16 protein-coding genes and 1 riboswitch are annotated in these 17,335 nt (G+C 42.4%); of the genes, 14 read left to right on the top strand and 2 right to left on the bottom strand.

Annotated elements, in window-relative coordinates; all coding sequences use genetic code 11:
- Positions 1-83 precede the first annotated feature (83 nt).
- Complete coding sequence (locus COD92_RS01285) at positions 84-1,310, bottom strand: TolB family protein (RefSeq protein ID WP_098995864.1); 1,227 nt, start codon at positions 1,308-1,310, stop codon at positions 84-86.
- Positions 1,311-1,486: 176 nt separating this feature from the next.
- On the opposite strand from COD92_RS01285, the gene COD92_RS01280 reads away from it, so the two are divergent.
- The 13 genes from COD92_RS01280 (at position 1,487) to purD (ending at position 14,878) form a co-directional block, all read left to right on the top strand.
- Positions 1,487-1,684 (top strand): NETI motif-containing protein, encoded by a 198-nt coding sequence (locus COD92_RS01280; protein WP_098530808.1) that lies wholly within the window; start codon positions 1,487-1,489, stop codon positions 1,682-1,684.
- An 89-nt stretch (positions 1,685-1,773) separates the two neighbouring features.
- A riboswitch (purine riboswitch) is annotated at positions 1,774-1,875 on the top strand.
- Positions 1,876-1,996: 121 nt separating this feature from the next.
- Positions 1,997-2,485 (top strand): 5-(carboxyamino)imidazole ribonucleotide mutase, encoded by a 489-nt coding sequence (gene purE, locus COD92_RS01275; protein WP_098530807.1) that lies wholly within the window; start codon positions 1,997-1,999, stop codon positions 2,483-2,485.
- Positions 2,478-3,626, top strand: a complete 1,149-nt coding sequence (purK, locus tag COD92_RS01270) for a 5-(carboxyamino)imidazole ribonucleotide synthase (protein ID WP_098530811.1) — start codon at positions 2,478-2,480, stop codon at positions 3,624-3,626. Before purE ends, purK begins: the two co-directional genes overlap by 8 nt.
- Before the next feature lie 4 nt (positions 3,627-3,630).
- Complete coding sequence (purB, locus tag COD92_RS01265; RefSeq protein ID WP_098530806.1) at positions 3,631-4,929, top strand: adenylosuccinate lyase; 1,299 nt, start codon at positions 3,631-3,633, stop codon at positions 4,927-4,929.
- A gap of 82 nt (positions 4,930-5,011) precedes the next feature.
- A complete protein-coding gene (gene purC, locus COD92_RS01260; protein WP_098530805.1) occupies positions 5,012-5,725 on the top strand; it encodes a phosphoribosylaminoimidazolesuccinocarboxamide synthase in 714 nt (237 codons plus the stop codon).
- Positions 5,718-5,972, top strand: coding sequence for a phosphoribosylformylglycinamidine synthase subunit PurS (purS, locus tag COD92_RS01255; RefSeq protein WP_098530804.1), 255 nt, complete (start codon positions 5,718-5,720; stop codon positions 5,970-5,972). The genes purC and purS overlap by 8 nt, the downstream gene beginning before the upstream one ends.
- Positions 5,969-6,652 (top strand): phosphoribosylformylglycinamidine synthase subunit PurQ, encoded by a 684-nt coding sequence (gene purQ, locus COD92_RS01250; protein WP_098530803.1) that lies wholly within the window; start codon positions 5,969-5,971, stop codon positions 6,650-6,652. The genes purS and purQ overlap by 4 nt, the downstream gene beginning before the upstream one ends.
- Positions 6,636-8,852 (top strand): phosphoribosylformylglycinamidine synthase subunit PurL, encoded by a 2,217-nt coding sequence (gene purL / locus COD92_RS01245; protein WP_098530802.1) that lies wholly within the window; start codon positions 6,636-6,638, stop codon positions 8,850-8,852. The genes purQ and purL overlap by 17 nt, the downstream gene beginning before the upstream one ends.
- Positions 8,837-10,240: an amidophosphoribosyltransferase gene (gene purF / locus COD92_RS01240; protein ID WP_098530801.1), complete on the top strand. Its 1,404-nt coding sequence runs from the start codon at positions 8,837-8,839 to the stop codon at positions 10,238-10,240. The genes purL and purF overlap by 16 nt, the downstream gene beginning before the upstream one ends.
- A 13-nt stretch (positions 10,241-10,253) precedes the next feature.
- Positions 10,254-11,288 carry a phosphoribosylformylglycinamidine cyclo-ligase gene (purM, locus tag COD92_RS01235; RefSeq protein WP_098995863.1) on the top strand — a complete coding sequence of 345 codons (1,035 nt, stop codon included), beginning with the start codon at positions 10,254-10,256 and terminating at the stop codon, positions 11,286-11,288.
- Entirely contained in the window at positions 11,285-11,887 is a 603-nt protein-coding gene (purN, locus tag COD92_RS01230) for a phosphoribosylglycinamide formyltransferase (RefSeq protein WP_098530799.1), read from the top strand. Before purM ends, purN begins: the two co-directional genes overlap by 4 nt.
- The gene (gene purH / locus COD92_RS01225; protein WP_098530798.1) at positions 11,862-13,400 is read left to right on the top strand and encodes a bifunctional phosphoribosylaminoimidazolecarboxamide formyltransferase/IMP cyclohydrolase; all 1,539 of its coding nucleotides are present in this window, start codon (positions 11,862-11,864) and stop codon (positions 13,398-13,400) included. The genes purN and purH overlap by 26 nt, the downstream gene beginning before the upstream one ends.
- Positions 13,401-13,606: 206 nt before the next feature.
- Entirely contained in the window at positions 13,607-14,878 is a 1,272-nt protein-coding gene (purD, locus tag COD92_RS01220; RefSeq protein ID WP_098995862.1) for a phosphoribosylamine--glycine ligase, read from the top strand.
- Between the two features lie 228 nt (positions 14,879-15,106).
- On the opposite strand, the gene COD92_RS01215 is transcribed toward purD, so the two are convergent.
- Positions 15,107-15,400 carry a YgaP family membrane protein gene (locus COD92_RS01215; protein WP_098995861.1) on the bottom strand — a complete coding sequence of 98 codons (294 nt, stop codon included), beginning with the start codon at positions 15,398-15,400 and terminating at the stop codon, positions 15,107-15,109.
- A gap of 166 nt (positions 15,401-15,566) precedes the next feature.
- On the opposite strand from COD92_RS01215, the gene COD92_RS01210 reads away from it, so the two are divergent.
- On the top strand, positions 15,567-17,312 hold the full coding sequence (locus COD92_RS01210; protein ID WP_098530795.1) for an adenine deaminase C-terminal domain-containing protein: 1,746 nt from the start codon (positions 15,567-15,569) through the stop codon (positions 17,310-17,312).
- Positions 17,313-17,335 lie beyond the last annotated feature (23 nt).

Genomic DNA, 17,335 nt, shown 5'->3' with positions numbered 1-17,335 from the left:
AGTAGGACGTTGCCAGGCACAAAAAAGACAGTCTTAAGTGACTGTCTTTTTTGTTTTTCTCATGCAATAATTTTAGGGTTGAATTAGCGACCGATGTAAACACTAAACACCTCATCCCAATTCCAACGATTATAATAACTACTAGCCATACTTAAATGTTTAATCCACTTAACCTCCGTCTTATCATCTAGCACAAATACAGAGGCAGAATGATTATTTGTCCTTATCCAAAGAAGTTTATTGCCTATATAATGAGGAGCAAAGTCTCCTTCTTGCCTAGTCGGGAATGTGACCTGATTTTGCTGACCAGAAGAAAGAGTAATTTGATAAATACTCGGCAGTGGTCTTTTATTTAAATCGGCCTGAGTGTCTTCTTTGGAGCGGGAGACATAAATAACCTTGTTTTTTTTCCATGAAATGTCTCTATCTACATATCCTTTTGGGGTAAGTAGGATTTTTTTCAGAGAAAGGACATCAGCAACCTCTACCTGCTTATTCAGATTGGCTTCCCTTCCAACGCCCTTAACATACCCAAGAATATTTTTCGAAGGAGCCCATTGAAACCATTCTTCCTCTTTTAACATATTGGCTATCCTCTGAAAAGCTCGTCCATCCTCAGATAACAAACATAATGTGTTACTATCAGCTGATAAAGACGCAGTCGGAATTAATATAAAACTAAGCCATTTTCCATCGTATGACCATTTAAATGGACTCGTACTGACATAGTATTCATCTTCATTAACAGGAATAGTGTAAATAGGCTTAACTATTGGTTTGGTTGTTCGAAGGGTAATCTGTGATAAGATGAGATCCGAATGAATCTGCTGACTTATCTTTTGCGAAATTAGCATTCCATGACCATCTGGAAGCCAAGCGAAATTTTCAATATTTTCCGCTATTTCTGAAATTAAAAAGGGAATTGCAGGATCGAGGTGAAGCACGTATAATTCTTTATTAATTATAAAACTTATTCGATTATTATTCGGGGACCATTGGAAGTTGTTATCCACATTGGCTCTAACCTTAAAGTGATTATTCATTTTTGAGTTATACAACCAAAGCTCAAACACCCCGTCTTTTTTATTTCCTTTTAAATAGGCGATCCAATTACCATCATGAGACCACTTAGGATAGCTTATCTGCTCTCCAACGGTAACCTGCTGTTCCTTATCTCCAGTTTTAATCCATAAATCGTGATTACGGATAAAAGCTGCCTTTAACTCTTTAGACGTGTTTTGGGCGTAAGCAATGTGGCATGTGGGAATAATAATAACGAAGAGCATTAAAACTAGAATATTTTTTAACAAAGAAAACCCTCCTTTTTATGATTGTCCAGCTCCAGCGCCTAGCCCCTCGAGGTCATAAGCCAATCCGTCCAAAAGGTTATAAACAAACCTTTCGGCCGGCTCGTCTTNNCGGGGCTGACCAAGGCGCTTACGCTTTTCTTGTATATTGTGTACAGAAATTAGAAAGAGGTTTTGATATGAGCAAAAAGAAACTGCAATTTGAGGTACAAGAAAATGAAAGTATTGAGGATTGCTTGAATAGGATGAAACAGCAGGGATATGCTCCCGTCCGGCGAACAGAAAAGCCAATTTTTCAAGAGGTAAAAACTGCCGGTGAAACCATTTATGAACCTGTAGGCCGTCAAATTGTCTTTGAGGCAAGATTAATTGAGTAAAACACGAACATTATAGTTGTATTTAAAAATAATGTTCGACAAATTTATTGACATACTAAGGTGATGGTTGGTAAGATAAAGCTATCAGATCAAACAACAATTTTTACCCTCGTATATCCATGGGAATATGGCCCATAAGTTTCTACCCAATAACCGTAAATTATTGGACTATGAGGGAAAGTCAATATGTTCGGATAAGGGCTTGTCCCTTTATTTTCCTTGCGTCTTCATGCCCGGACAAATGGCTTTCTCTTACAACGAGAAGCTATTTGTTACGGGCATTTTATTTTGCCTTATAAAGGGGGATCTAGAATGACTATACTTGTTGGTGTCATCATGGGAAGCAAATCAGATTGGGAAACCATGAAATATACATGTGAAGTTTTAGACCAGTTAGAGGTCGCCTATGAAAAAAAGGTCGTTTCCGCACATCGTACACCAGATTTAATGTTCACATATGCAGAAGAAGCTAGAAACAGAGGGCTAAAGGTGATTATCGCAGGAGCCGGCGGTGCGGCCCATCTTCCTGGAATGGTTGCAGCCAAAACAACCTTGCCGGTCATTGGGGTTCCTGTTCAAACCCAAGCGTTAAAGGGGATAGATTCCCTGCTGTCCATCGTCCAAATGCCGGGCGGAGTGCCGGTTGCCACAGTGGCAATTGGAAAAGCTGGTGCAGTCAATGCGGGATTGCTAGCTGCACAAATTATCGCAACGGTAGACCAAGAACTTGCCGGTAGATTAGAGGCCAGAAGAGAAGCCACTAAACAAGAGGTATTGGAAAGTAGTGATCAACTTGGATAAGCAGACCATTTTACCAGGTGCAACGATTGGAATCATCGGCGGAGGGCAGCTTGGGAGAATGATGGCTTTGGCAGCAAGAGCACAAGGCTTCAGAATTGCGGTTTTAGAACCGTCATCGGATTCCCCGTGCGGACAAATCGCAGATATAGAAGTGATCGGCGCCTACGATGACCGCGAGGCAATCAGCCGTTTGGCTGAAGTGAGTGATGTCATTACGTATGAATTTGAAAATATAGATGCGGATACGTTAAGCTGGATTTGTGAACAAGCCTATGTACCGCAGGGGCCAAAGCTTCTCACAATCACGCAGGATCGGATTAAGGAGAAGGCAGCCATCCAACAAGCAGGTGTGGAGGTGGCACCATACGCAGTCATTAGAACCTCTCAGGATTTATTTTTAGAAATAATCGAGATTGGGTATCCGGCTGTGTTAAAGACGTCAAGAGGCGGCTATGATGGAAAGGGCCAGCTGGTCATTAGAGAAGAGCAGGACTTAGAGAAGGCAGAGCCTCTTTTAGCGCATGGTGACTGTGTGTTAGAGAAATGGATTCCTTTTGAAAAAGAAATATCAGTCATTGTGACACGAAGGCTGGGTGGGGAAACAGCAATTTTTCCAGTAGCTGAAAACATTCATAAGGAAAATATCTTGCACAAAACGATTGTTCCGGCGCGAATTTCGGAGGCAACTGAGTTAGATGCGATTCAAAAGGCAAAGCAAATTGCGGATTCGCTAGAGCTTGTTGGGACACTGGCTGTCGAGATGTTCGTGAACAGCGATGGTACCATTTTTATTAATGAGTTGGCACCACGGCCTCATAATTCCGGCCATTATACAATTGAGGCCTGTGAGACGTCGCAGTTCGAGCAGCATATCCGTGCTATATGCCATTGGCCGTTAGGAAGTACAGAGTTGTTAAAACCGGCCGTAATGGTCAACCTATTAGGTGAGCATCTCGAGGACCTGTATAAGGAAATTCCGGACTTGAATGGCTGGAAAGTTCATTTGTACGGCAAGAAGGAAGCTAAGGTTAAACGCAAAATGGGCCATGTGACTATTTTACGTGAGAACGTAGAGACGGCTCTTAAGGAAATTGATGAAAGCAGCATCTGGGAAACTGCTAAACAAAAGATCGGGGGATAAATGAATGATTGATCGTTATACAAGACCAGAAATGGGAGCTATTTGGACGGAGGAAAATCGTTTTAATGCCTGGCTTGAGGTAGAAATACTTGCCTGTGAAGCATGGGCTGAGCTTGGGGAAATTCCTAAGGAAGATGTAAAGAAATTACGTGAAAATGCTTCTTTCAATATTGACAGAATCAAAGAAATTGAAGAAGAAACAAGACATGATGTAGTGGCATTTACCCGCGCGGTTTCGGAAACATTAGGCGAAGAACGGAAATGGGTGCATTATGGCTTAACTTCAACAGACGTGGTGGATACGGCGTTATCTTATCTCTTAAAACAGGCTAACGAAATCTTATTGAAAGATATCGAAAACTTTATTGAAATCCTAAAAAATAAAGCCATTGAACATAAATTTACGGTTATGATGGGCCGGACACATGGGGTTCATGCTGAACCAACCACTTTTGGTTTAAAGCTTGCATTATGGTATGAAGAAATGAAGCGCAACCTTGAGCGTTTTAAACAGGCAGCTGCAGGAGTTGAATTTGGTAAGATTTCCGGTGCGGTCGGGACCTATGCAAACATTAATCCATTTGTAGAGCAATATGTTTGTGAGAAATTAGGAACCAGCCCCGCGCCAATCTCAACACAAACCTTACAGCGTGACCGTCATGCCCACTATATGTCTACGCTTGCTCTGATTGCAACTTCAATTGAAAAGTTCGCGGTTGAAGTTCGCGGCCTGCAAAAGAGTGAGACACGCGAGGTGGAGGAGTTCTTTGCAAAGGGTCAAAAGGGTTCTTCGGCAATGCCGCATAAACGGAATCCAATTGGTTCAGAGAACATGACAGGATTGGCACGCGTGATTCGCGGCTATATGATGACTGCTTATGAAAATGTGCCGCTATGGCATGAGCGCGATATTTCACATTCGTCTGCAGAGCGGATTATCCTTCCGGATGCGACGATTGCATTGAACTATATGTTAAACCGCTTTGGTAACATTGTGAAAAATTTAACGGTGTTCCCAGAGAATATGAAACGCAATATGGATCGTACTTTAGGGTTGATTTACTCTCAGCGTGTCCTATTGGCTTTAATTGATAAGGGGTTATCACGTGAAGAAGCTTATGATACCGTACAGCCAAAAGCGATGGAAGCATGGGAGAAACAAGTTCCATTCCGCGGTTTAATTGAGGCGGAGAATAAGATTACTTCATTGCTTTCACCAGAAGAGATTGCGGATTGCTTTAACTATAACTATCATCTTCAGCATGTGGATACAATATTTGACCGCTTAGGGTTAAACGGATAAAAAAAGTGGATAGGAAGGGCGCAAAGATCAGCCCTTCCTATATCCCGAAGATTCCCAATATTAAGAATAGAGGTGCGTTAGGATGAGTGAAATGCTTTACGAGGGCAAAGCTAAAAAGATTTTTACAACCGACGATGAACAAGTTGTACTGGTTCAATATAAAGATTCTGCAACTGCTTTTAACGGTCAAAAGAAGGCGACTATTACTGGAAAAGGCCGATTGAATAACGAGATTACTAGTTTGTTATTTTTAAAGCTGAAAGAGCAAGGCATTGACTCACACTTTATCAAGCGAGTTTCAGAAACCGAGCAGCTGGTGAAGAAAGTAACGATTATTCCTCTTGAAGTTGTTGTACGCAATGTCGCAGCAGGAACACTTTCTAATCGTTTAGGAATCGAAGAAGGAAAAGAACTGTCTACACCACTCGTTGAATTTTATCTTAAAGACGATGCTTTGGGCGACCCGCTTGTGACAGTGGATCATATTCTCGAACTAAAAGCAGCAACCGTGAAGGAACTTGAAATCCTAAAGAATAAAGCACTTGAAATAAATACAATTTTATCAAGCTTTTTCAATGAGCTCGGGATTCGCTTAATCGACTTTAAGCTCGAGTTCGGCAAAGACAATGAAGGGCAAATTTTACTTGCCGATGAGATTTCTCCAGATACCTGCAGACTGTGGGATAAAGAAACCAATGAAAAGCTCGATAAGGATGTATTCCGCCGGGATTTAGGAAGTTTAACAGAAGCCTATGAAACTATTTTAGCGAAATTGGGAGGACATCAGCATGTATAAAGTAAAGGTATATGTAACATTAAGAGAGAGTGTATTAGATCCACAAGGTAAAGCCGTAACTCATTCCTTACATTCTTTAAACTATAAGCAAGTAACAGATGTCCGTATCGGAAAATTCATGGAGTTAACGATTGAAAAATCAGATCGTGACATTAATGAAGTCGTTAATGAAATCTGTACGAACCTATTAGCCAATCCGGTTATTGAAGATTACCGTTATGAAGTAGAGGAGTGTGTGACACAGTGAAGTTTGCGGTGATCGTATTCCCAGGATCGAATTGTGACGTTGATATGTTTCATGCGATTAAGGATGAACTTGGCGAAGAAGTGGAATATGTTTGGCATGATGCCGATAACCTAGACGAGTTTGACGCCATTTTGCTGCCTGGAGGTTTCTCTTTTGGTGACTACCTGCGCACAGGCGCGATTGCCCGTTTTAGCCCCGTGATGAAAGAGGTAGTAAAAGCAGCGGAGGCCGGGAAGCCAGTCCTTGGTGTTTGTAATGGATTTCAGATTCTTCTTGAAGCAGGATTGCTTCCGGGGGGAATGAGACGGAACGAAAGCCTATCGTTCATTTGTAAACCAGTTGAGTTAAAGGTGGAAAACAATCAGACGATGTTTACAAACGCATATGGCGAAGGGGAAAGCATCATGATCCCTGTCGCACATGGAGAAGGAAATTATTATTGTGATGAAGAAACACTAGCTAAATTGAAAGCAAACAACCAAATTGCTTTTACCTATAATCAGAATCCGAACGGAAGTCTTGCGGATATTGCAGGAATCACTAATGAAAAAGGCAATGTCCTAGGAATGATGCCGCACCCAGAAAGAGCGGTTGATGAATTATTGGGCGGTGCCGATGGTTTAAAAATGTTTCAATCGATTGTAAAAGCTTGGAGGGAAGCACATGTTGTCAACGCTTGAACCAAATCCTACTCAGATTAAAGCAGAAAAAGTATATCAGCAAATGGGTTTGTCCGACGAAGAATTTGCACTGATTGAAAACATTCTTGGGCGTACACCAAACTATACCGAAACAGGTCTGTTCTCGGTCATGTGGTCGGAACATTGCAGTTATAAAAATTCAAAACCTATTCTAAAAAAATTCCCTATTACAGGTGAACGGGTACTTCAAGGACCAGGGGAAGGCGCAGGGATCGTCGATATCGGTGACGAGCAGGCGGTTGTTTTTAAGATTGAGAGTCATAATCATCCATCCGCAATTGAGCCTTACCAAGGTGCAGCAACAGGTGTAGGCGGCATTATCCGTGATGTTTTCTCGATGGGAGCCCGTCCAATTGCAATGTTGAACTCACTGCGTTTTGGGGAACTAGATTCTGCCCGCGTACGCTATTTATTCAAAGAGGTAGTGGCTGGGATTGCCGGCTATGGTAACTGTATCGGTATTCCGACGGTTGGTGGAGAGATTCAGTTTGATCCATGCTATGAAGGAAATCCACTAGTTAACGCGATGTGTGTTGGACTTATTGACCATAAGGACATTAAAAAAGGCCAGGCACACGGTGAGGGCAATACGGTTATGTACGTAGGAGCAAAAACAGGACGCGACGGAATTCATGGTGCCACTTTTGCTTCTGAAGAATTAACGGAACAATCTAATGAGGACCGTCCAGCCGTTCAGGTTGGTGACCCATTTATGGAAAAGCTTCTGTTAGAAGCATGTCTAGAATTGATTCATTCTGATGCGCTAGTTGGTATTCAAGATATGGGTGCAGCTGGACTTATCAGTTCGTCTGCGGAAATGGCCAGCAAAGCTGGAATGGGACTTGAGATGAATTTGGACTTAGTTCCACAGCGTGAAACAGGCATGACTGCTTACGAAATGATGCTGTCTGAATCCCAAGAACGTATGTTGATTGTTGTTAAAAAGGGCAGAGAGCAAGAAATCGTTGATCTTTTTGAAAAGTACGGATTAGAAGCAGTAGGTATTGGAACTGTAACTAGCGATAAACAGGTTCGCCTTTTCCATAAAGGAGAGATCGTGGCAGATGTTCCAGCTGATGCATTAGCGGAAGATGCACCGGTTTATCACAAGCCATCTAAAGAACCAAGCTATTTCGCAGAATTTCAAGCAATGGAAAATGAAGTTCCTCAAGTGGACGATTTGAAAGAAACATTAGTAAGTCTTTTAAGCCAGACAACAGTAGCTAGCAAGGAATGGGTTTATGAGCAGTATGACTATATGGTACGTACCAATACAGTTGTTGCTCCAGGATCAGATGCAGCAGTTGTAAGAATCCGCGGCACACGAAAAGCACTAGCGATGACAACGGATTGTAATTCACGTTATGTCTATTTAGATCCGGAAGTAGGCGGGAAAATCGCCGTAGCTGAAGCAGCACGTAATATTGTATGTTCTGGTGCAGAGCCTTTAGCGATTACAGATAACCTAAATTTCGGTAACCCAGAAAAGCCAGAAGTGTTCTGGCAGATTGAAAAAGCAGCCGATGGCATGAGCGAAGCCTGCCGTGTCCTTGAGACACCAGTTATCGGCGGAAACGTTTCTTTATATAACGAAACTAGTGGAACTGCGATCTATCCAACACCTGTAGTTGGGATGGTTGGTTTAGTAACGGATCTTGACCATATTACAACACAACATTTCAAACAAAACGGCGACCTTATTTATCTAGTGGGGGAAACGAAGGACGAATTCGGCGGCAGTGAGCTTCAAAAGCTTCTGAACGGACGTGTATTTGGTAAGGCTCCTGAACTAGATGTAACAATGGAAAAAGAAAGACAAAATCAAGTGCTTGCGGCAATACGTGCAGGATTCGTGCAATCTGCTCATGACCTATCTGAAGGTGGTCTAGCGGTAGCGTTAGCAGAAAGTCTTTTCGCAAATGAAAAGCTTGGAGCAGAAGTAACGATTGCAGGAAATTCAGTCTCTGCTTTATTCAGTGAGACTCAATCACGTTTCTTATTGACTGTAAAACATGAACATAAAGATGAGTTTGAAAGATTAGTAGAAGCAGTGCAGATTGGTACTGTCACTGAAACCTCAACATTGGAAATCAAAAATGCTGATGCATCTGTACTTAAAGCATCGGTGGCAGAACTGAAAGCTGCCTGGAAAGGAGCAATCCCATGCTGCCTGAAATAAAGGGATTAAATGAAGAGTGCGGTATCTTTGGTGTCTTTGGACACCAGGATGCTGCACAGTTAACCTATTACGGACTTCATAGCCTGCAGCACCGCGGCCAAGAAGGAACCGGCATTGTTGTTTCCGATGGAAAAAAGCTTACAGGTGTAAAAGGCGAAGGGCTAGTATCGGAAATTTTTACTACTGAAGCAATGAAGGACTTAGAAGGCAGTGCTGCCATCGGTCATGTTCGTTATGCTACGGCAGGCGGCGGAGGCTACGAAAACGTCCAGCCGCTCCTATTTCATTCGCAAACCGGAAGTCTTGCGCTTGCTCATAATGGTAATCTTGTTAATGCTAATTCCCTAAAGTACCAGCTTGAATCCCAGGGAAGTATTTTTCAAACAAGCTCTGATACAGAGGTTTTGGCTCATCTTATTAGAAGAAGCGGTTATCCTCATTTGAAGGATCAAGTGAAAAACGCTTTATCGATGTTAAAGGGTGCTTACGCGTATTTAATCATGACAGAAACAGAGCTTATGGTTGCTCTCGATCCACATGGTTTACGTCCTCTGTCCCTTGGCTGCCTTGGGGATGCTTATGTTGTGGCATCAGAAACCTGTGCCTTTGATGTAATTGGCGTTGAATATATCCGTGATATTATGCCGGGTGAACTTTTAATTATTAATGAAAATGGTTTAACATCTGAGCGGTTTGCCATCAGTACCACAAAAGCGATTTGTACGATGGAATATATTTATTTTTCAAGACCCGATAGTAATATCCAAGGAATCAATGTTCATACAGCCCGTAAAAATATGGGAAAACAATTAGCAGTAGAAGCACCATTTGAAGCGGATGTTGTGACCGGGGTTCCTGATTCTAGTATTTCAGCAGCCATCGGCTATGCAGAAGCAACAGGGATTCCATATGAAATGGGATTAATTAAAAATAAATATGTCGGTAGAACCTTTATCCAGCCGTCACAATCACTTCGGGAGCAAGGTGTAAAAATGAAGCTTTCCGCGGTCCGCGGTGTTGTTGAAGGAAAGCGTGTTGTCATGGTGGATGACTCAATTGTACGCGGAACAACGAGCAGACGAATTGTGAACCTGTTGAAGGAAGCCGGAGCAACAGAGGTTCATGTTGTGATCAGTTCACCACCGATTAAAAATCCATGTTTTTATGGCATTGATACATCGACAAAAGAGGAATTAATTGCCTCTGATAAAAGCGTTGAGCAAATTAGAGAACTTATTGGTGCAGATTCATTAACCTTTATTAGTGTCGAAGGAATGATGAAGGCACTTGGCCAGGAAGGAACGAATGGCTATTGCCTCGGTTGCTTCACTGGAAATTATCCAACAGAGATTTATCCTGATACATTACAATACTATTATCAAAAATAAGGTGGGGAACAGCATGGCTAAAGCATATGAAGAGGCTGGCGTAAATATTGAAGCGGGCTATGAGGCTGTTTCACGAATGAAAAAGCATGTCCAAAGAACAGCACGGGCCGGTGTTATTGGCGGATTGGGCGGTTTTGGCGGCATGTTTGATCTATCATCACTGCAATTAAAGGAGCCGGTATTGGTGTCAGGCACCGATGGAGTGGGCACGAAGCTGATGATTGCGTTTTGGATGGATAAACATGATACGATTGGGATTGATGCAGTGGCTATGTGTGTGAACGATATCGTTGTTCAAGGGGCAGAGCCATTGTTCTTTTTAGATTATATTGCGTGTGGAAAAGCCGAGCCTGAAAAAATCGAGGCCATTGTAAAAGGTATTTCCGACGGCTGCGAGCAGGCTGGATGTGCGCTGATTGGCGGCGAAACAGCTGAAATGCCGGGCTTATACAGCCAAAACGAGTACGATCTTGCGGGATTTACGGTTGGAGCTTGTGAAAAATCACAGTTAATTACAGGTGAAACCATCCAGGCTGGTGATGTTCTGATTGGTTTAGCTTCAAGTGGTATCCATAGTAATGGTTATTCCCTTGTACGTAAAGTTTTTAATAATTGGTCATTGCTAGATTTCGTTGATGAACTTGGCTGTACATTAGGAGAAGAGTTATTAAAACCTACGAAAATTTACGTTAAACCGATTCTTTCAGCATTGAAAAAGTTCCCGTTAAAAGGAATGGCCCATATTACCGGAGGCGGTTTTATCGAAAACATCCCGCGGATGCTGCCTGAGGGTCTTGGGGCAAAGATAGATGAAAAAAGCTGGCCGATTCCACCAGTGTTTCAATTGATTTCTTCTCATGGGCAAGTTGACTATGAGGAGATGTATAACATTTTTAACATGGGCATTGGAATGGTCATCGCAGTGGATCGTGAAATTGCCTCCGATGTGCTTCAGCATTTCGAACAGTGCGGCGAAAAAGCGTATCAAATCGGTGTTGTGACGGACCAGGCTGGGATTGAGATTAAGGGCCAAGGTGGACGGCTATGAAAAAAATAGCAGTGTTTGCTTCTGGTAACGGCAGTAATTTTCAAGCCATCATTGATGTAGTCAAGTCAGGCGGGCTAGAGACGGAAATTTCTCTGTTAGTCTGTGACAAACCAGGTGCCTATGCGGTTGATCGTGCCAATGCAGCGAGAATTCCTAGCTTTATTTTTCAAGCAAAGGATTATACTAATAAGGAAGAATATGAGCAAGCCATTTTAACAGAATTAACGAGATATGGTGTGGAGTTTATTGTCCTTGCCGGATACATGCGCTTGATAGGCACCACCTTGCTAAGTGCCTATCAAGGAAGGATCGTTAATATTCATCCATCACTGCTTCCAGCTTTCCCAGGCAAAGATGCAATCGGTCAGGCCATTGCAGCCAAAGCAAAGTGGAGCGGAGTCACCATTCATTATGTGGATGAAGGGATGGATACAGGTCCCATTATTATTCAAGAACGTGTGAGATTGGAAGAAAATGAAACAAGAGACAGCCTGCAAAAGAAAATACAGCAAATTGAACACAAACTATATCCAGAGATACTTCAAATGCTATTAACACAAGGAGATGTAATCAATGTCACAAAAGCGCGCGCTAATTAGTGTATCTGATAAAAATGGAATTACCGACTTTGCGAAAGAACTAGTAAGCCTAGGGTTTGAATTGATCTCAACCGGCGGTACAAAAAAGGCTCTTCAAGAGCAGGGAATCCCTGTGCTTAGTGTTAGTGATGTAACAGGTTTTCCGGAAATTTTAGAAGGCCGTGTAAAAACGTTAAATCCATTTATCCATGGCGGCTTACTTTCTAAGCATGATAATCCTGATCATTTAAAACAGCTAGAAGAGCATGGGATTCAGCCTATTCAACTAGTTTGCGTCAATCTTTATCCATTCCAGCAAACGATCGCAAAACCAGATGTTACGGTAGCAGATGCGATTGAAAACATTGATATTGGCGGTCCGTCTATGCTGCGCGCTTCAGCTAAAAACCATCAATATTTAACGGTTGTCGTTGATCCTGCAGATTATGCAACGGTGATTGAGGAGTTTAAAGCAGAAGGTACAACGACGCTTGAAACAAGAAGAAAGCTGGCAGCTAAGGTATTCCGTCATACAGCTGCTTATGATGCTTTAATAGCTGAATACATGACAAACCTTGCACAAGAAGAAACACCTGAAACCTTAACGGTTACATATGACCTTAAGCAGACACTTCGTTACGGAGAAAATCCTCATCAAAAGGCTGCTTTTTACAGAAAGCCGTTAGGTTCAACCTTCTCGATTGCCAATGCCGTTCAGCTTCATGGAAAAGAACTTTCATACAACAATATCAATGATGCTGATGCTGCTTTGCAAATCGTAAAAGAATTCTCAGAACCTGCAGCTGTAGCGGTTAAGCATATGAATCCATGTGGTGTTGGAACTGGTCAAACTGGCTTTGAAGCATTTACAAAAGCATTTGCAGCTGATCCTGTTTCCATTTTTGGCGGCATTATTGCCTTTAACCGTGAAGTGGACGCTGAAACAGCAGGCAAACTTCATGAAATTTTCTTAGAGATTATCATTGCGCCATCTTTCTCAGAGGAAGCATTAGCGATTTTAACAGGCAAAAAGAATCTTCGTCTGTTAACCATTCCGTTTAATGATGTGAAAAAACCTGAGTTAAAAATGACGACAATTGAAGGCGGATTGCTTGTTCAAGAACAAGACCGTTATTCATTAGAGGATGCTACGATCACTGTTCCAACAAAGAGACAACCAACTGAAGAAGAGTGGGAAGCTCTAAAACTTGGCTGGAAAGTGGTTAAACACGTAAAATCCAATGCCATTGTTGTGTCAAGTAAAGACATGACGCTTGGGGTTGGCGCGGGTCAAATGAATCGCGTTGGTTCAGCGGAGATTGCTCTTAAGCAGGCGGGTGAAAAAGCAGAAGGCGCGGCCCTTGCATCTGATGCCTTCTTCCCAATGAATGATACCGTTGAAGTTGCAGCAAAAGCAGGAATTACTGCCATTATTCAGCCTGGTGGATCGATTAAGGATGCTGATTCGATTAAAAAAGCAGACGAATACGGAATCGCCATGGTGTTTACGGGCGTTAGACACTTTAAACATTAGGCTTTATTAAGGGGAATTGTTGATTTTGTAACGATGTTGATTGAAGCGGAAGGCACGCAGACTCCTGCGGGAGTACGGGGCTGGGGAGACCCCACAGGCGCATAGCGCCGAGGAGGCTCCCCGGACCGCCCGCGGAAAGCGAAGTGCCTGAAGCGGAAATCAACATCCATATTTATCACAGTCACACATAAAATGAGGTGTAATGGATGAAGGTACTAATCATTGGCCGTGGCGGACGCGAGCATGCGATCTGCCGAAAGGTCAGCGAAAGCACGTTGGTTGAAAAGGTATTTGTTGCTCCAGGTAACGCTGGAATGGTAGATGTGGCGGAATTGATCGGGATTGACGAATCCCAGCATGATGAGCTTATTGCCTTTGCGAAAGAGCAAGAGGTAGGCTTAACGATTATCGGACCGGAAGTTCCTTTACTTGAAGGGCTATCCGATAAATTTGAGGCAGCTGGTTTGGCGGTGTTTGGACCTCGGAAGGCAGCAGCTGAGATTGAGGGAAGCAAGTCCTTTGCCAAGGATTTAATGAAAAAATATCGTATTCCTACTGGAGATTATGCTGTTTTTACCTCGATTGAAGAGGCGCGTAGTTATATCCAGGAAAAAGGCGCTCCGATTGTGATTAAAGCAGACGGGTTGGCTGCAGGAAAAGGTGTCACGGTTGCCATGACTTTAGAGGAAGCTCTAGCGAGTGTGGAAGAGATGCTCGTTGGTGCGAAATTTGGAGCGGCTTCTTCAAGTGTTGTGATTGAAGAGTTTTTAGACGGCGAGGAATTCTCGTTGATGGCCTTCGTGAATGGGGAAGTCGTCATCCCGCTAGAAATCGCTCAGGATCATAAACGCGCGTATGATGGCGATCAAGGTCCAAATACTGGTGGAATGGGTGCTTACTCTCCGGTTCCGCAAATTGGTGAGGACACGGTAGCAACTGCTGTTGAGACGGTTTTGATTCCAGCAGCAAAAGCGATGGTTCAAGAAGGACGCTCTTTCTGTGGGATTTTATATGCTGGGTTGATCAAAACGGCAGCAGGCCCAAAGGTAATTGAGTTTAATGCACGTTTCGGAGACCCGGAAACACAGGTTATTTTACCAAGGCTGCAATCCGATTTGGTTCAGGTTATCTTAGCTCTTTTGAATGGCGAGCGACCAGAACTTGAATGGGACCCGCAGGCAATGGTTGGTGTAGTGGTTGCGGCAAAAGGGTATCCTGGGGACTACGAAAAGGGCGCTGTACTTAAGGGATTAGCAGATTTTTCTGAGGAAGTTTATACTTTCCATGCGGGTACGGTTCAAAATGACGCAGGAGAATTTTTGACAGCAGGCGGCCGGGTGCTTCTTGTTGGAGGCAAAGCTGAGACTCTTGCTGATGCACAAGCGAAGGTTTATGTGGAGTTAGAGAAATTGGATTGTGATGGCGCCTTTTATCGCAGGGATATTGGTGCGAAGGCGATTGTATCGGTGGTTCGTTAAATTTTGATGGAATAGGGAATGTCCGCATGAAAGATTCATGCGGACATTTGTCATGGCATTGACCTAAGGTAATCATAATGCATTTAGGTAATGAAGAGAGATTTCATTGCTTCAAAAGAAGAAAACAAAACAAAACAAGATATGTAAATAAAGGTAAGTTAAATAACCAAAAACGATAAAAAGAGCTCCCGAGGTCAATGAATTGACCCCAAAAGCTCCCAATGAAATTCAAGTCGGATTATAAGGCACATCCAAATCCGCTATCCCTTCCATCTCATCTGTCCGATCAGTCGCATTCTGATGCTCTTTCACCATATCCGACCACCGTTCACATAAAGCAGTCACAGGACAATAGCGGACAATTCCCTCAGCAACCTTCATCGCCCCACAGAAAGCAGCCAACAGATAAGAATCTCTCCAAGGACGCTTGACCATCTTTGAAGTGCTCCAAGCCACAATCGTTAATCCAAAAGTAATCCGAATTAATGCATTCAAAATCCCGATGTTTGGTGTAATTTTCAACCTGTTCACTCCTTCACAACATTTTTACAATTTTTATCAATACTTTACTGCTTTAAAAAGTAAAATATGTTAAGATAAGTATCAAAGAACTTTTGTAAGGGCTTTCTTTATTGTTAAATCAACTTATTATTATTATATAGATAGTTTTTTAGAGGAGGGACATGGTATGCTGGAACAACGCTACCGCTGGAAAAACAAACAATTACGCATGCATGTATCCGTTTTAGAAGGGAAAACATCCCCAACAATATTATTGAAAAATGCACTGTACTTAAATCAGACCTTTCGCCAATGGATGAGAGCGAACATCTGGATTTATGAAGACCGCATTGTTTATGTTGGCGATAATATGCCTTCTTATATCGAAGACTGTGAAATCATTGATTGCACCAATGAAATCATTGTACCAGGATACATTGAACCACATGCACATCCATTTCAATTATATAATCCCCTGACATTAGCCGCCTATGCATCCCAATTTGGAACGACGACGCTAATTAATGATAATATGGCGCTAATTTTACATTCGGAAAAAAGGGAAGCGTTTTCATTACTTAGAGATCTACGCTCAATTCCAACTTCCATGTATTGGTGGAGCCGGTTTGATTCACAAACCGAATTAATGAATGAAGAAGAGATTTTTTCACATAGTAATGTAAAGGCCTGGCTTGAGCACGATGCAGTCCTTCAAGGCGGCGAATTAACAGGCTGGCCAAAACTCCTTGATGGCGATGATATGATGCTTCATTGGATTCAGGAAGCCAAACGGATGCGTAAGCAAATCGAAGGACATTTTCCTGGTGCTTCCGAAAAAACATTAGCAAAAATGATGCTGCTAGGAGCCGATAGTGACCATGAGGCCATGACCGGTGAAGAAGTTTACAGCAGGCTTATGCAAGGTTATATGGTTTCATTACGCTATTCATCGATTCGTCCTGACCTTCCGGAGATCTTAGATGATATGAAACGATTAGGAATCGAGGCCTATGACCGGCTCATGTTTAATACAGACGGTTCCTCCTCCACTTTTTACGAGCAAGGGATTATCGACCAAATGATTCGAATTGCGATCGAAAAGGGAGTTCCCGTTATAGATGCCTATAATATGGCAACCGTAAATATTGCACGATACTATAAAATTGAACATCTTCATGGTGCGATTGCAACCGGACGTATAGCCAACATTAACTTCTTATCAAGTATTGAAAATCCAACACCGGTCTCTGTTTTAGCCAAAGGTAAATGGGTAAAGCGTGACGGTGTTAAAGTGGAAGGAATGTATGGTGAAATTAACTGGAATGAATATGGATTTAAGCCAATGGAAATGGATTGGCAGTTATCGCTTGACGACCTGCAATTTTCCATGCCGTTCGGAATCAAGATGGAGAACTCCGTCATCATGAAACCTTATTCCATCTCAATAGATGCTTCAGCAGACCAACTGCCAGAAGAGTCAGATGAATGTTATTTTATGCTGGTTGACCGTTATGGGAAATGGAGAATAAACACGCTTTTAAAGGGATTTGCAACAAACCTATCAGCTCTTGCCAGCTCTTATTCTAATACCGGAGATATTATTTTAATTGGAAAAAACAGGCATGATATCATAAACGCTTTTAATAGAATGAAAGAATTAGGCGGGGGAATTGTGATGATGGAGGACGCTCAAGTAGTTTGTGAAGTACCTCTAAACTTAAGCGGAATCATGTCTAGCATTCCTATTGAGAAACTAATAGAACAAGAGAAAACATTATTAAAAGAATTGAAAGAACGCGGCTATAAATTTTCAGATCCGATATATAGTCTTGCCTTTTTCTCAGCTACACATTTACCATACATTCGAATCACCCAGCAAGGAATGTATGATGTTATGAACAAATCAGTACTCTTTCCGTCTATAATGCGTTAAACTGTAAGTAAGTAAAGAGTTAA

The organism is Bacillus sp. AFS037270, assembly GCF_002585305.1.
Note: the sequence above shows the minus strand (reverse complement) of the source record. Positions and strands in the feature narration are given on the sequence as shown.

What these genes read in the sequence shown, in the direction of transcription:
- purE (WP_098530807.1), top strand. Translation starts at nt 1,997, where the DNA reads ATGACTATACTTGTTGGTGTCATCATGGGAAGCAAATCAGATTGGGAA.
- purF (WP_098530801.1), top strand. Translation starts at nt 8,837, where the DNA reads ATGCTGCCTGAAATAAAGGGATTAAATGAAGAGTGCGGTATCTTTGGT.
- purH (WP_098530798.1), top strand. Translation starts at nt 11,862, where the DNA reads ATGTCACAAAAGCGCGCGCTAATTAGTGTATCTGATAAAAATGGAATT.
- purN (WP_098530799.1), top strand. Translation starts at nt 11,285, where the DNA reads ATGAAAAAAATAGCAGTGTTTGCTTCTGGTAACGGCAGTAATTTTCAA.
- purC (WP_098530805.1), top strand. Translation starts at nt 5,012, where the DNA reads ATGAGTGAAATGCTTTACGAGGGCAAAGCTAAAAAGATTTTTACAACC.
- purL (WP_098530802.1), top strand. Translation starts at nt 6,636, where the DNA reads ATGTTGTCAACGCTTGAACCAAATCCTACTCAGATTAAAGCAGAAAAA.
- purS (WP_098530804.1), top strand. Translation starts at nt 5,718, where the DNA reads ATGTATAAAGTAAAGGTATATGTAACATTAAGAGAGAGTGTATTAGAT.
- purD (WP_098995862.1), top strand. Translation starts at nt 13,607, where the DNA reads ATGAAGGTACTAATCATTGGCCGTGGCGGACGCGAGCATGCGATCTGC.
- purM (WP_098995863.1), top strand. Translation starts at nt 10,254, where the DNA reads ATGGCTAAAGCATATGAAGAGGCTGGCGTAAATATTGAAGCGGGCTAT.
- purB (WP_098530806.1), top strand. Translation starts at nt 3,631, where the DNA reads ATGATTGATCGTTATACAAGACCAGAAATGGGAGCTATTTGGACGGAG.
- COD92_RS01280 (WP_098530808.1), top strand. Translation starts at nt 1,487, where the DNA reads ATGAGCAAAAAGAAACTGCAATTTGAGGTACAAGAAAATGAAAGTATT.
- COD92_RS01210 (WP_098530795.1), top strand. Translation starts at nt 15,567, where the DNA reads ATGCTGGAACAACGCTACCGCTGGAAAAACAAACAATTACGCATGCAT.